Here is a 13555-nt window from a genome sequence, read left to right as displayed (position 1 = left end):
ATTACTTAGCTCTTTCAATGATTTCTACTAGTCTCCAACACTTCGATTTACTCAACGGACGTGTTTCCATGATACGTACAGTATCACCTTCGTTACAGTCGTTTTGCTCGTCGTGGGCAACGTACTTTTTAGTTTTAAGTACGAACTTTCCGTACATCGGGTGCTTTACTTTCTTCACCTCAGAAACAACGATAGATTTCTCCATCTTGTTAGAGGTTACTACCCCGATACGCTCTTTTCTTAAATTTCTTTTTTCCATCTTTCCGCTTTCGTACTTACTGTACTTCTCTTTTAGTTAGTTCGGTCTGAATTCTAGCGATAGTACGACGCTGCGTTCTAAGCTGAATCGGATTTTCCAACGGTGAAATGGCGTGAGCCATCTTAAGATCTGTATAAGCCTTTTTTGACTCTACAAGCTTTTCTTGTAGATCGGCGGTAGATGCTTCTTTAATCTCTACTTGTTTCATCTCTTAATTAATTACGCCTGAAAATCTCGGGACACAATGAACTTTGTTTTAACGGGAAGCTTTTGAGCGGCCAAACGAAGTGCTTCTTTAGCAACTTCAAATGGTACACCTGATACTTCAAACAACACTCTACCGGGTTTAACAACTGCAGCCCAGTGATCCACAGCACCTTTACCTTTACCCATACGTACTTCGAGTGGTTTTTTGGTAATTGGCTTATCTGGGAAAATCATGATCCACATTTGTCCTTCCCGCTTCATGTAACGTGTAGCGGCGATACGCGCAGCTTCTATTTGACGTGAAGTCAAGAAATTAGAATCTAAAGATTTAATTCCGAAGGTACCGTAAGAAAGCTGGTTTCCACGTCCGGCATTGCCTTTCATGCGCCCCTTCTGTTGCTTGCGGAATTTGGTTCTTTTAGGTTGTAACATGTCTAAATGTCTTTAATAATTACTTTCTGCGACGAGATTTGTTTCCTCCGCGACCACCGCCACCTTTACCTTGCTTCTTAGCAAGACCAACTAGTGGAGATAGCTCTCTCTTTCCATATACCTCGCCTTTCATGATCCACACTTTTACACCCAATCTACCGTAAGTAGTGTGGGCTTCAACTAGTGCATAATCAATATCAGCTCTAAAGGTCGATAATGGGATACGGCCGTCTTTGTAAGACTCCGTACGCGCCATTTCAGCACCGTTAAGACGTCCAGCAATCTGGATCTTGATTCCTTCAGCGTTCATTCTCATTGCCGCAGCGATAGCCATCTTGATGGCACGACGGTAAGAGATTCTGCTTTCGATCTGGCGAGCAACACTAGCAGCCACTAGGTGTGCATCCAATTCTGGTCTCTTGATCTCGTAGATGTTAATCTGTACTTCTTTCCCGGTGATCTTCTTAAGCTCTTCTTTCAACTTGTCTACCTCTTGACCACCCTTACCAATAATGATACCTGGGCGAGCCGTTGTGATAGTAACGGTTACAAGTTTAAGCGTACGCTCAATAATTACACGTGACACACTAGCTTTCGATAAACGAGCGTGAACGTACTTTCTAATCTTGTCATCCTCGGCCAATTTGTCACCGTAATCACGGCCACCATACCAGTTAGATTCCCATCCTCTGATAATTCCAAGGCGATTTCCGATTGGATTTGTTTTCTGTCCCATTTACTTTCTAGCTTTGTGAGTTATCGTTTGCTCCTAGTACCAAGGTTACATGGTTAGAGCGTTTTCTAATTCTGTGCGCGCGTCCCTGCGGTGCAGTACGCAAACGCTTAAGCATGCTAGCGCTGTCTACGCGGATCTCTTTTACAAAAAGATCTGCAGACTCAACGTCAGCTTCTTCGTTCTTGGCTTGCCAGTTAGCGATGGCCGAAAGCAAAAGCTTTTCTAAACGACCAGCAGCTTCTTTTTGGCTGAAGCGCAATATGTTCAACGCCTTGTCTACTTTCTCTCCGCGGATCAGGTCTGCTACCAGACGCATCTTGCGAGGGGAAGTAGGGCAGTTATTCAACTTAGCAAAAGCCATGTTTCTTTTGGCTTCTTTCATTTGCTCGGCTCTTTCTCTTTTACGAACTCCCATGGCGTATTATTTTTTTCCTTTGTTTTTAGCCCCCGCGTGACCTCTAAAGGAACGCGTTGGTGAAAACTCTCCTAGTTTATGACCTACCATGTTCTCTGTTACGTAAACAGGAACAAACTGACGTCCGTTGTGAACGGCAATGGTCTGACCAACAAAATCAGGAGTGATCATAGAAGCGCGAGACCAAGTCTTGATAACGCTTTTCTTGTTCGACTCAACATTCTGTTGAACTTTCTTCTCTAATTTATAGTGAACGTAAGGTCCTTTCTTTAATGAACGTGCCATATCTTATTATTTCTTTCTACGTTCTACAATGTACTTATTACTCGCTTTCGTCTTAGAACGGGTTCTAAATCCTTTTGCAGGAATACCATTTCTAGAACGTGGGTGACCTCCAGAGGACTTCCCTTCACCACCACCCATTGGGTGATCGACTGGGTTCATCACTACTGGTCTAGTTCTTGGACGACGACCCAACCAACGGCTGCGTCCTGCCTTACCAGACACCAACAACTGGTGGTCACTGTTAGAAACAGCACCGATAGTTGCCATACAAGTCACTAAAATCAAACGGGTCTCACCAGAAGGCAATTTCACGGTAGCGTACTTTCCGTCACGAGCCATAAGCTGCGCGAAAGCACCAGCACTACGTGCCATAACAGCTCCCTGTCCTGGACGTAGTTCAATACATGAAATAATAGTACCTAATGGAATATCCGATAACGGCATAGCGTTCCCGATCTCAGGAGCTACTTTAGAACCAGACACTACGTTCTGTCCTACTTTAAGGCCGTTTTGGGCTATGATGTAACGCTTTTCGCCATCCTGATAGTTCAACAGGGCGATAAAAGCGGTTCTGTTCGGATCATACTGAATAGAGGCAACAGTACCAGGAACTCCGGCTTTGTCTCTCTTAAAATCGATGATTCGATACTTTCTTTTGTGACCACCACCTTTGTAGCGCATGGTCATTCTTCCTTGACTGTTTCTACCCCCAGAACGTTTTTTCGGAGCCAATAGGCTTTTCTCCGGCTTGTCAGTAGTAATGGCGTCAAAACCATTAACTACTCTAAATCGCTGTGCTGGGGTGACAGGCTTTAATTTTCTTACTGACATTATTGTCGTTTTAGTTTTCTAGAAATTCTAGATGTTACTGTAAAAATCAATTGTATCACCTTCCGCCACCTGTACAAGTGCTTTTTTGTAAGCATTTGTTTTACCAGTTTGCATCCCCGTACGCGTATAACGAGTACGACGATCTGGGCGGACATTTATTGTGCGAACTTTAGTAACAGAAACGCCGTAAGCAGCCTCAACTGCCTTCTTAATTTCTACCTTATTCGCCGTCGGAGCTACCTCAAATCCGTAGACGTTTAATTCTTCTACAGCTGCAGTAGCCTTTTCCGTAATAATGGGTTTTATTAAGACACTCATCGCTTCTTATTTACTTAAGTTTGTTTCAATTCCTTCCAAAGAACCTTCAAATAACACTAGGCTACTTGCATTCACAATTTTGTAAGTGCTTAATTCTGAGTTAGTTACAACTTCTGCACCTTTTAAATTACGAGACGACAAATATAGGTTATTATTTGACTCTCCCAACACGAATAGAGACTTTTTGTTTTCAAGTCCCAGATTCTTAATCACTTGAGAGAATTCCTGAGTCTTAGGAGCATCCATTTGGAAGTCCTCTACAACTAGGATGGCCTTATCGTTAGCCTTCATCGTCAAAGCTGATTTACGAGCCAGACGCTTTAGGTTTTTGTTCAGCTTAAAGCGGTAGTTTCTCGGTCTTGGTCCGAAGATGCGACCTCCTCCTTTAAATACAGGAGATTTGATACTACCAGCACGAGCAGTACCCGTACCTTTTTGCTTTTTGATCTTGCGAGTAGACCCTGCGATCTCAGCGCGCTCTTTAGACTTGTGAGTCCCTTGACGCTGGTTAGCTAGGTATTGCTTTACATCTAAGTAAACAGCATGCTCATTAGCCTCTACTGCGAAAACCTCCTTAGACAAGGTTACTTGTCTTCCGGTTTCTTTTCCGTTCTTATCTAATACTGCTACTTTCATTATTTCTGAATGGTTACGTAAGCGTTCTTGTGTCCAGGCACACACCCTTTCACAACAAGTAGATTCTTTTCAGGAACCACTTTCAATACACGCAAGTTTTGAACTTTTACTTTCTCGTTGCCCATCTGACCTGCCATGCGCATTCCTTTGAATACACGTGCAGGGTAAGATGCCGCACCAATAGAACCAGGAGCACGTAGTCGGTTGTGCTGACCGTGAGTGGCCTGTCCAACCCCGCCAAATCCGTGGCGTTTTACTACCCCTTGGAATCCTTTTCCTTTTGATGTACCAGATACATCAACAAATTCTCCTTCAGCGAAGTGTTCTACGGTGATCGTATCACCTAGTTTATACTCCTCTTCAAATCCTTGGAATTCGGCGACTTTACGTTTTGCAACGGTTCCAGCTTTCTTGGCGTGCCCAGCGGCAGCCATGTTTGCCTTTTTAGCGTCATCGAAACCAAGCTGAAGAGCTTCATACCCGTCAACCTCTGTGGTTCTGACTTGGGTAACAACACAGGGACCTGCTTCAATTACGGTACAAGGGATATTCTTCCCGTTCTCGTCAAAGATGCTGGTCATTCCTATCTTTCTTCCTATTAACCCAGACATAATTATTAATTGTTATTTACTTATTTATTTTGAAGCTCTTATGCTTCCTATTTCAAAAAAATTCAGGGTCAAAATACTTTCAACCCTGAATGTATTTTTCTCCGTTTTTCCCTCGACAACCGCTCGGGACATGTTCACTTCCCACGAAAGTGGGAAGCTTTGTGCCTTAGACTTTGATCTCAACTTCAACACCGCTTGGCAATTCAAGCTTCATCAAAGCATCGATGGTCTTAGAAGAAGACGAATAGATATCCAAAAGGCGCTTGTAAGAGCTCAATTGGAACTGTTCGCGAGACTTCTTGTTCACGTGAGGTGAACGCAATACGGTAAAGATTTTTTTGTGTGTAGGTAGTGGAATTGGACCAGTTACTACAGCACCAGTACTCTTTACGGTCTTTACGATTTTTTCAGCAGATTTGTCTACCAAATTGTGATCGTAAGATTTAAGCTTAATTCTTATTTTCTGACTCATCTGTTGAATATTATACGTTAGCAGTTCCTCTAGCAGCAGCGATTACTTCTTCTGAAATATTAGAAGGAGTTTCTGCATAGTGAGAGAATTCCATAGTTGAAGTCGCACGACCTGAAGAAAGGGTACGCAACGTAGTTACATAACCAAACATCTCAGAAAGTGGCACCTCGGCTTTAACAACCTTAGCTCCTGCGCGATCTCCCATATCGTTAACTTGACCACGACGGCGGTTCAAATCACCTACGATATCACCCATGTTCTCTTCTGGAGTAATAACCTCTAGCTTCATGATTGGCTCAAGGATCACAGCGCGTGCAGCTTTAGCAGCAGCTTTGTAACCAAGTTTCGCAGCCAATTCGAAAGATAGAGAATCCGAATCCACAGGGTGGAAGGAACCGTCTTTCAAAGTAACTTTCATAGAATCCATTTCGAAACCAGCCAAAGGACCGTTCTTCATGGCATCTCTAAATCCTTTCTCAACCGCTGGAACATATTCTTTTGGTACGTTACCACCCTTGATCACGTTAACAAACTCAAGACCAGTTTTGGTTTCGTCCTCAACAGGCTCCATTGTAAATACGATATCGGCAAACTTACCACGACCACCAGATTGCTTCTTGTAAACCTCTCTGTGATCTGCAGATTGTGTGATTGCTTCTTTGTACTCTACCTGAGGCTGTCCTTGGTTTACTTCAACCTTGAACTCGCGCTTCAGACGGTCAACAATGATATCCAAGTGAAGCTCACCCATACCAGAGATGATAGTCTGTCCAGAAGCCTCATCAGTACGTACGGTGAAGGTTGGATCCTCTTCAGCCAATTTACCAAGAGCAAGACCTAGTTTGTCTACGTCTGCCTTAGTTTTAGGCTCAACCGCGATACCAATTACAGGATCTGGGAACTCCATACTCTCAAGTACGATTGGATTCTTCTCGTCAGATAGGGTATCACCAGTTTTGATGTCCTTAAATCCAACAGCAGCTCCAATATCACCAGCTTCAATATATTCGATAGCGTTTTGCTTGTTCGAGTGCATTTGGTAGATACGTGAGATACGCTCTTTCTTACCAGAACGGTTGTTCAATACGTAAGACCCTGCATCAAGACGTCCAGAGTACGCTCTAAAGAAAGCCAAACGACCTACGAATGGGTCAGTAGCGATCTTAAATGCAAGGGCAGCAAATGGCTCCTTTACATCTGGCTTACGTACTTCTTCCTCTTCAGTATCAGGGTTAGTACCTACAATACCTTCCTTGTCTGTTGGAGAAGGCAAGTAACGACAAACTGCGTCCAATAGGAACTGAACACCTTTGTTCTTAAATGCTGATCCACAAACCATAGGAATGATACTCATGTCCATTACAGCGGCACGCAATGCAGCGTGAACCTCTTCTTCTGTAATAGAGTTTTCATCTTCCATGAACTTCTCAAGTAGGTTCTCGTCGTAAGCAGCAACTTCTTCAATAAGTTGTCCGCGCAACATAGCAGCCTCTTCTTTAAGCTCTTCTGGAATATCGATAACGTCAAAAGTAGACCCTTGAGTTTCATCATGCCATACAATAGCACGGTTCTTCACAAGGTCAACGATACCTTTAAAGTCTGCCTCATCACCAATGTTCATTACAATTGGCACTGCGTTAGACTTCAACATATCTTTTACCTGCTGACATACCGCCATAAAGTTTGATCCCTGACGGTCCATCTTGTTCACAAAACCGATACGTGGCACTTTGTAGTTGTCTGCCAAACGCCAGTTGGTCTCAGATTGAGGCTCAACTCCGTCTACTGCAGAGAACAAGAATACCAATCCGTCAAGTACACGTAAAGAACGGTTTACCTCTACGGTAAAGTCAACGTGACCCGGAGTATCGATAATGTTGAAGTGGTAGCCTTTAGTGTCTGGAGTTGGCTTTCCGTTCTCTAACGGGAAGTTCCAAGTACAAGTAGTTGCAGCAGAGGTAATTGTAATACCACGCTCCTGCTCTTGCTCCATCCAGTCCATGGTTGCAGCACCATCGTGCACTTCACCAATCTTGTGACTAACACCAGTATAATAAAGGATACGCTCTGTTGTAGTTGTCTTACCCGCATCAATGTGGGCAGCGATCCCGATATTTCTAGTAAATTTTAAATCTCTTGCCATTTTATGTCTTAGAATCTAAAGTGTGAGAATGCTTTGTTTGCTTCTGCCATTTTGTGTGTATCCACACGCTTCTTAACAGCAGCCCCTTCTTCCTTAGCCGCAGCTAGGATCTCTGCAGCCAATTTCTGAGCCATTGACTTCTCGTTACGCTTACGCGCAAAAAGGATCAACCACTTCATTGCTGTAGAAACCTTGCGGTCTGGTCTGATTTGCATTGGGATCTGGAACGTTGCCCCTCCCACTCGACGGCTACGTACCTCTACGTGAGGCATTACGTTAGATAGAGCGTCTTTCCAAAGCTCTAAAGCCGTTTTCTCGTCGTCTTGTTTTTTCTGATCTACGATATCGATCGCATCGTAGAATATCTTGAACGCCACAGATTTTTTACCGTCCCACATCAACATGTTCACAAAACGTGTAACTAGTTGATCGTTAAACTTTGGGTCTGGTAAAAGCGGACGTTTTTTCGCTTGTCTTTTTCTCATGTCTTCGTCTTAACGGGTGTTAATTTACTTCTTTGGGCGTTTCGCTCCGTACTTCGATCTACGTTGTAGACGGCCTTCAACACCAGCGGTGTCAAGTGCTCCACGTACAATGTGATAACGAACTCCCGGCAAATCTTTTACCCTTCCTCCTCTAACCAATACTATCGAGTGCTCTTGTAGATTGTGTCCTTCTCCAGGGATGTAGGCGTTCACTTCCTTACCATTGGTAAGACGCACACGTGCAACCTTTCTCATTGCTGAGTTAGGTTTCTTAGGTGTGGTTGTGTACACACGAGTACATACCCCTCTTCTTTGAGGGCACGAATCCAAAGCAGCCGATTTGCTCTTCTTGGTTATTTTGGATCTTCCTTTTCGTACTAATTGTGAAATTGTTGGCATAAAATCCTTTGTTATACTTTTTTTTAAATTCTAAAAGGCCCTTTTTAAGGGCATGCAAAGGTAGAAATATTATTCTAGTAATCAAACGTATACTCTGTAATTTTCAAAAGCTTACATTTTGATAACTCGATTTATATGAAAAACCGAACACTTGCGTTAGTTTTACAGAGCTAATAGCAGGGATTTTGAACCGATTTTTTAAACGCGCTTTATACCTTAATATATATATACTATTCTGCGGATTGGTCTCAGCCCAGAATTTCAAATTGGAAATTGAGGTAATTCCCAATACAGAATCCGAATTGGTTCAAGACCTGATCGGCCCCAAAGAATTCTCAGATCTTCTCAGCATGAATCAGGCTGCAGAAGCAGCAGCAGAGAACTTGCGCAAAGGCGGTTACCTTAATCTGGAGTACAACAACCCAGTAAAATCTCAAGACAGTACTTTTACAGCAAAATACAATTTAGGAGTTCGTGTGACTCGATTTCAAATTGACCACAGCCTATCAGGCATCCCCATAAAGGATCTCGAAAAATTATTTTCAGAGGTAGACGACAAAACCATCTCCATAGACTTCGAAGATCTCGAAGCGAGCATGCAAGCCATTACCGATTATCAAAACAGTTTGGGCAATGCTTTTGCCGCCGCCCAACTCATTGACTTGGATTTTGAAGATCCACAAACCATGCGCGGAACCTTAAGCATCGAATCTGGAACAGCTCGCTCTTTGGATGAGATCATCATTAAGGGTTATGAAAAGTTCCCGAGGTCTTATTTGAAATACTTCGCCGGAATTAAAACAGGAGGCGTTTTTGATCGCAGTAAATTACTCAAGAACTACGAAGCTATAGAGAGTCTTCCTTTTGTTACGAGCACCAAGGCGCCTGAAGTACTCTTCCGACCAGACAGCACAGAAGTCTACCTTTATTTAAAGAAGCGCTCCAGCAATAGCTTTGATGGCATCTTGGGATTTGCCAATAGTGAGACCGACTCTAAGATCATCTTTAACGGCTACCTGGATCTGGAGCTCCGCAACAATTTGAATTTCGGCGAGGAGATTCGAATCAATTACAAAAGCGACGGTCGGGATCAACAGAACTTTAGAGTGGCTACCTCCCTACCTTATTTATTTAAGACTCCTTTGGGTGTCGATCTGGAATTGTACATCTTCAAACGCGATTCCAGCTTTGTTACTGTAGAACAAAAAGCCCAAGTACACTATCAGATCAATCCGCGCTTACGCGCTTTAGCCGGTTATACCCATTTTGAATCCAACAACCTTTTGGAGGAAACTTTGACCGCAAACAACATTGACGACTATACCTCTGATTTTGTTTTAGGCGGATTGCAATATCAGATCCCGCAACCGAGCTTACTCTTCCCCAACAAAACGCGGTGGGAACTCAAAGGACAATTTGGTAATCGGAGCGCCTCGATGACCAGTGACCAGGTCAAGGTAAGCTTTGACGGCTATTACATATTAGATCTTAACGACAACAACTCCATCTTTATAAGGAATACCACAGAGACCTTAATAAGTGACAACTACCTGACCAATGAACTGATGCGCTTTGGCGGCATCACCTCCATACGCGGCTTTGACGAGAACAGCATTGACGCCCAATTCTATTCGGTACTCAATACCGAATACCGCTATTTAGTCAACCCAGGGCTCTATGTACATAGCATTGCGGATGTTGGATATCTCGAAAATGAACTCAATCAAACCCAAGAAGAGTTAATTAGCTTCGGAATCGGCCTTGGATTTTTATCCAAAGCAGGGGTTTTTAAGATCAATATCGCAAACGGAAAAACAGGGTCTCTTCCCTTCTCATTTTCGAACACAAAAATCCACCTCAGTTTACGCTCAAATTTTTAGGAAAACCGCCTTAACACAGGGGTAACAATAACCTTAAAAAAAAGTAAATTTTAAGTATAAAAACTTGTGTAATTAACTTTTTATTGTGATTTTTGGCATTGGCTAATTCAAATAAATTATAAAAATGAGAACAAAGTTTAGTGGAATTTTAACGCTATTCATGGCGTTTGTAGTGCAACTGACGTTCGCACAAGACAAAACAATCACGGGTAACGTGACCGATGATACCGGTCTACCTTTACCTGGGGTTAACATTATTGTAAAAGGCACCGCGACTGGAACTCAATCTGACTTTGATGGTAATTATAGCATCGGAGCATCAGTTGGACAGACGCTTGTCTACAGTTACGTAGGTTTTACTCAACAGGAAATCGCAGTAACTGCAAGTACATCTACTCTTAACGTACAAATGGTACCGGGAACCGAGCTTGAAGAAGTATTGGTAGTTGCCCAAGGTATTAAGCGTGAGGCTAAGGCCTTAGGTTATGCGGTAAGTACTGTTGAATCAGCAGACATTGAACAACGTACAGAAGGTGACGTTGCTCGTGTGCTTTCTGGTAAAGCTTCTGGGGTACAGATCACTGCTCAAAGTGGTACTTCTGGATCTGCAACTAACGTAGTAATTCGAGGGTACAATTCGATTACCGGTAGTAACCAGGCATTATTCATTGTAGATGGTGTACCATTCTCTAGTGATACTAACGCCCAAGGTAACTTCCTAGATGGTAACGTTGGTTCTTCTCGTTTCCTAGACTTAGATCCTAACAACATCGAAAGCGTAAACGTACTTAAAGGTCTTGCAGCAGCAACACTTTACGGTACAGCTGGACGTAACGGGGTAATTGTAATTACTACCAAGTCTGGTGGTGGTGGAGCAAACAAATCAACTAAGAAGACCGAGATCACAGTTAGCCAATCGTACTTCGTAAATGAAATTGCTTCTTTACCTGACTACCAAGACAAGTACGGTAACGGTTTCGACCAGTCTTTCGGATGGTTCTTCTCTAACTGGGGTCCATCTTTTAACGCTGGTGGAGTTGACGGTTATTTGAATGACCCTGCTGGTCTGATCGACGCTCAAGGAACTTTGGCTCACCCTTACGATACTTCTGCTTTTATTGACAACCTTAACGGTGGTGATAATGAATTGGCAAGACAATTCGCAGGACAGCGCTACGAGTGGAGACCTTACAACAGTGTTGAGAACTTCTTCCGCACTGGTAACGTGGTTAACACTTCTATCAACATCCGTGGAAACTCTGATGATGGTAAACTAGCGTATAACGTAAACTACGGTCACTTAGACGAAACAGGATTTACTCCTGGGAACAACATTCGCAGAAATACTCTTGCAGTTGGTGGTCGCGCACAGCTTACTAACAACTTCACTGTATCTGCAACGTTGAACTTCTCTAGAAACGCAGTTGCATCTCCTCCAGTAGCGGCCTCTCGTGGTAACGGTACTTTAGGTTTCTCTACTTTCGCTAACGTATTCTTTACGCCGCGTTCTGTAGACTTGATGGGACTTCCTTTTACTATTCCAGAAACAGGTGGATCTATCTACTACCGTAACGGTAACGATATCATCAACCCACGCTGGACAGTAGAGAACGCTGGATCTACTCAGGTGACTAACCGTGTATTCGGTACAGCTCAGCTGCAGTACGACTTCAACGACAACTTGAACATTTTATATCGTGCGGGTGTTGACTTCTACAACGAACGTAACACGCAATATTCTAACAAGAATGGTGTAAACTTCAACCAAGCTATCTTTGGTCAGTACATCACTTGGGATAACAACGTACGTATTTGGGACCACTACTTAACTCTTAGTGGTGATTATGACCTAACTGACGATATCGGAATTACTTTTACAGCTGGTGCAACTAGCCGTTCAAGAAACTTCGATCAGCAAGGTGTTCAGTCTGATGGACAAATTGTATTTGGCGTACTTCGTCACTTCAACTTCTTGACTCAGACTCCTATCCAGAATACAACTTTCAGAAACATCGTTGGTGTATTTGCTGAAACTTCTATCGACTACAGCGACTGGGCGTTCTTGACGCTATCTGCTCGTAATGACTGGGTTTCTAACTTACCAACTGAAAACAACAGCCAGTTCTATCCTTCGATCTCTGCATCGTTCTTGCCAACTGCTGCATTCCCTTCTATCCGTTCATCTGAATGGGGACTTAACTACTTGAAGTTACGTGCAGGTCTTGGTACTTCTGCTGGATTCCCAACAGGATTCCCAACAGTTCAGAACTTGAACCTAGCAATCAACGGAAACGGTGGTGCTGTTGGACCTATTACTACAAACGCGATCTCAGGATTCCGTGCTAACCCAGACTTGAAGCCTGAACTTATTTCAGAATTCGAACTTGGTTTTGACTCGCGTTTCTTGAACAACCGTGTTAACTTGAACGTTTCTTACTTCGACCGTTCTACTGAAGACCTTATCGTATTCAAGCCATTGGCTCCTTCTTCTGGATTTACCCAGACTCAGGACAACATTGGTAAAGTAGAAGGTGACGGATGGGAAGTTGACTTAAGTGTAGATATTTTTAAGAGTGACAAAGAAGACGGATTCAACTGGAATTCTCGTGTTAACTTTACACAGAGTGAGCAGATCGTAACTGAGCAAGAAGAAGATCAAATTCTTTTCGCTGGTTCTACTGCAGCATTCCTTGGAGCTAACGCCGCTATCCGTGGTGAGCAGCTAGGTGTATTAGTTGGTACTCGTATTCTACGTGATGACGCTGGTAACTTCGTTGTAAACAGCGCTGGTAACTACGTAACTGAAGATCAAGTTGTTCTTGACGACGGTCGTCAGATTACTCCGATCATCGGTAACCCGAACCCGGATTACGTAATGAACTTCATCAACAGTCTTTCTTACAAGAACTTCAACCTAGGATTCCAATTTAGCCATACTAAAGGTGGAGATATCGCTTCTTCTACTATCGCAGTATTGCTTGGACGTGGTTTGATTGTTGAGACTGAAGATCGTGCAAACACGTTCATCTTACCAGGTGTTAGCCAGTCTACTGGTCAGCCTAACGAAATCCAGATCAACAACTCGCAGTACTACTTCTCGAATGTATTATTCGGACCTAAAGAATTGCAAGTTTATGATGCATCTGTAGTTCGTCTACAAGAAATTTCTTTCGGATACACTGTTCCTAAGAAATGGCTAGAAAAAACACCATTTGGTTCTATATCAGTTACAGCAAGTGGATTCAACCTTTGGTATGATGCTTACAACACTCCTGACGGAGCGAACTTTGACCCTAACGTAGCCGGTGTTGGTATTGGTAACGGACGTGGATTTGACTACATCAACGGTCCTTCATCAAGAAGATACGGACTTAGCGTTAAAGCATCATTCTAATTATAATCTCTTAATTTAGTTATGAAAACAATCTATAAAATCTTTTTACTTG

The 13555-nt window shown here is 43.1% G+C and carries 16 protein-coding genes; 2 read left to right on the top strand and 14 right to left on the bottom strand.

Annotated elements, in window-relative coordinates:
• Nucleotide 1: 1 nt before the first annotated feature.
• The 14 genes from rpsQ to rpsL form a co-directional block, all read right to left on the bottom strand.
• Nucleotides 2–259: a 30S ribosomal protein S17 gene (gene rpsQ / locus POW22_RS06330; protein WP_087524614.1), complete on the bottom strand. Its 258-nt coding sequence runs from the start codon at nucleotides 257–259 to the stop codon at nucleotides 2–4.
• Nucleotides 260–275: 16 nt separating this feature from the next.
• Nucleotides 276–467, bottom strand: a complete 192-nt coding sequence (gene rpmC, locus POW22_RS06325) for a 50S ribosomal protein L29 (RefSeq protein WP_272831779.1) — start codon at nucleotides 465–467, stop codon at nucleotides 276–278.
• An 11-nt stretch (nucleotides 468–478) separates the two neighbouring features.
• The gene (gene rplP / locus POW22_RS06320) at nucleotides 479–898 is read right to left on the bottom strand and encodes a 50S ribosomal protein L16 (RefSeq protein WP_087524612.1); all 420 of its coding nucleotides are present in this window, start codon (nucleotides 896–898) and stop codon (nucleotides 479–481) included.
• Nucleotides 899–917: 19 nt separating this feature from the next.
• Entirely contained in the window at nucleotides 918–1634 is a 717-nt protein-coding gene (gene rpsC, locus POW22_RS06315; protein WP_087524611.1) for a 30S ribosomal protein S3, read from the bottom strand.
• 7 nt (nucleotides 1635–1641) lie between these two features.
• Nucleotides 1642–2049, bottom strand: coding sequence for a 50S ribosomal protein L22 (gene rplV / locus POW22_RS06310; protein ID WP_272831778.1), 408 nt, complete (start codon nucleotides 2047–2049; stop codon nucleotides 1642–1644).
• 6 nt (nucleotides 2050–2055) lie between these two features.
• Nucleotides 2056–2334, bottom strand: coding sequence for a 30S ribosomal protein S19 (gene rpsS, locus POW22_RS06305; protein WP_087524609.1), 279 nt, complete (start codon nucleotides 2332–2334; stop codon nucleotides 2056–2058).
• Nucleotides 2335–2340: 6 nt separating this feature from the next.
• Complete coding sequence (rplB, locus tag POW22_RS06300) at nucleotides 2341–3165, bottom strand: 50S ribosomal protein L2 (protein ID WP_272831777.1); 825 nt, start codon at nucleotides 3163–3165, stop codon at nucleotides 2341–2343.
• A gap of 27 nt (nucleotides 3166–3192) precedes the next feature.
• The gene (gene rplW, locus POW22_RS06295; protein WP_272831776.1) at nucleotides 3193–3483 is read right to left on the bottom strand and encodes a 50S ribosomal protein L23; all 291 of its coding nucleotides are present in this window, start codon (nucleotides 3481–3483) and stop codon (nucleotides 3193–3195) included.
• 6 nt (nucleotides 3484–3489) lie between these two features.
• Nucleotides 3490–4119, bottom strand: coding sequence for a 50S ribosomal protein L4 (rplD, locus tag POW22_RS06290; protein WP_272831775.1), 630 nt, complete (start codon nucleotides 4117–4119; stop codon nucleotides 3490–3492).
• Entirely contained in the window at nucleotides 4119–4730 is a 612-nt protein-coding gene (gene rplC, locus POW22_RS06285; RefSeq protein WP_272831774.1) for a 50S ribosomal protein L3, read from the bottom strand. Before rplC ends, rplD begins: the two co-directional genes overlap by 1 nt.
• A gap of 166 nt (nucleotides 4731–4896) precedes the next feature.
• The gene (gene rpsJ / locus POW22_RS06280) at nucleotides 4897–5202 is read right to left on the bottom strand and encodes a 30S ribosomal protein S10 (protein ID WP_010181931.1); all 306 of its coding nucleotides are present in this window, start codon (nucleotides 5200–5202) and stop codon (nucleotides 4897–4899) included.
• Between the two features lie 10 nt (nucleotides 5203–5212).
• Complete coding sequence (gene fusA / locus POW22_RS06275) at nucleotides 5213–7345, bottom strand: elongation factor G (protein WP_272831773.1); 2133 nt, start codon at nucleotides 7343–7345, stop codon at nucleotides 5213–5215.
• Between the two features lie 8 nt (nucleotides 7346–7353).
• Nucleotides 7354–7830 carry a 30S ribosomal protein S7 gene (gene rpsG / locus POW22_RS06270; protein WP_272831772.1) on the bottom strand — a complete coding sequence of 159 codons (477 nt, stop codon included), beginning with the start codon at nucleotides 7828–7830 and terminating at the stop codon, nucleotides 7354–7356.
• A 24-nt stretch (nucleotides 7831–7854) separates the two neighbouring features.
• Complete coding sequence (rpsL, locus tag POW22_RS06265) at nucleotides 7855–8229, bottom strand: 30S ribosomal protein S12 (RefSeq protein ID WP_087524602.1); 375 nt, start codon at nucleotides 8227–8229, stop codon at nucleotides 7855–7857.
• Nucleotides 8230–8414: 185 nt separating this feature from the next.
• On the opposite strand from rpsL, the gene POW22_RS06260 reads away from it, so the two are divergent.
• Both POW22_RS06260 and POW22_RS06255 read left to right on the top strand, forming a co-directional pair.
• On the top strand, nucleotides 8415–10109 hold the full coding sequence (locus POW22_RS06260; RefSeq protein ID WP_272831771.1) for a BamA/TamA family outer membrane protein: 1695 nt from the start codon (nucleotides 8415–8417) through the stop codon (nucleotides 10107–10109).
• Between the two features lie 124 nt (nucleotides 10110–10233).
• Nucleotides 10234–13503, top strand: a complete 3270-nt coding sequence (locus tag POW22_RS06255) for a SusC/RagA family TonB-linked outer membrane protein (RefSeq protein WP_272831770.1) — start codon at nucleotides 10234–10236, stop codon at nucleotides 13501–13503.
• Nucleotides 13504–13555: the final 52 nt, after the last annotated feature.

It is taken from the genome of Gilvibacter sediminis (genome assembly GCF_028561565.1).
GTDB lineage: Bacteria > Bacteroidota > Bacteroidia > Flavobacteriales > Flavobacteriaceae > Gilvibacter > Gilvibacter sediminis.
Note: the sequence above shows the minus strand (reverse complement) of the source record. Positions and strands in the feature narration are given on the sequence as shown.

Excerpts from the sequence above, each read along its gene's own strand:
- rpsQ (WP_087524614.1), bottom strand. The coding sequence starts at position 259 with ATGGAAAAAAGAAATTTAAGAAAAGAGCGTATCGGGGTAGTAACCTCT.
- rpmC (WP_272831779.1), bottom strand. The coding sequence starts at position 467 with ATGAAACAAGTAGAGATTAAAGAAGCATCTACCGCCGATCTACAAGAA.
- rplP (WP_087524612.1), bottom strand. The coding sequence starts at position 898 with ATGTTACAACCTAAAAGAACCAAATTCCGCAAGCAACAGAAGGGGCGC.
- rpsC (WP_087524611.1), bottom strand. The coding sequence starts at position 1,634 with ATGGGACAGAAAACAAATCCAATCGGAAATCGCCTTGGAATTATCAGA.
- rplV (WP_272831778.1), bottom strand. The coding sequence starts at position 2,049 with ATGGGAGTTCGTAAAAGAGAAAGAGCCGAGCAAATGAAAGAAGCCAAA.
- rpsS (WP_087524609.1), bottom strand. The coding sequence starts at position 2,334 with ATGGCACGTTCATTAAAGAAAGGACCTTACGTTCACTATAAATTAGAG.
- rplB (WP_272831777.1), bottom strand. The coding sequence starts at position 3,165 with ATGTCAGTAAGAAAATTAAAGCCTGTCACCCCAGCACAGCGATTTAGA.
- rplW (WP_272831776.1), bottom strand. The coding sequence starts at position 3,483 with ATGAGTGTCTTAATAAAACCCATTATTACGGAAAAGGCTACTGCAGCT.
- rplD (WP_272831775.1), bottom strand. The coding sequence starts at position 4,119 with ATGAAAGTAGCAGTATTAGATAAGAACGGAAAAGAAACCGGAAGACAA.
- rplC (WP_272831774.1), bottom strand. The coding sequence starts at position 4,730 with ATGTCTGGGTTAATAGGAAGAAAGATAGGAATGACCAGCATCTTTGAC.
- rpsJ (WP_010181931.1), bottom strand. The coding sequence starts at position 5,202 with ATGAGTCAGAAAATAAGAATTAAGCTTAAATCTTACGATCACAATTTG.
- fusA (WP_272831773.1), bottom strand. The coding sequence starts at position 7,345 with ATGGCAAGAGATTTAAAATTTACTAGAAATATCGGGATCGCTGCCCAC.
- rpsG (WP_272831772.1), bottom strand. The coding sequence starts at position 7,830 with ATGAGAAAAAGACAAGCGAAAAAACGTCCGCTTTTACCAGACCCAAAG.
- rpsL (WP_087524602.1), bottom strand. The coding sequence starts at position 8,229 with ATGCCAACAATTTCACAATTAGTACGAAAAGGAAGATCCAAAATAACC.
- POW22_RS06255 (WP_272831770.1), top strand. The coding sequence starts at position 10,234 with ATGAGAACAAAGTTTAGTGGAATTTTAACGCTATTCATGGCGTTTGTA.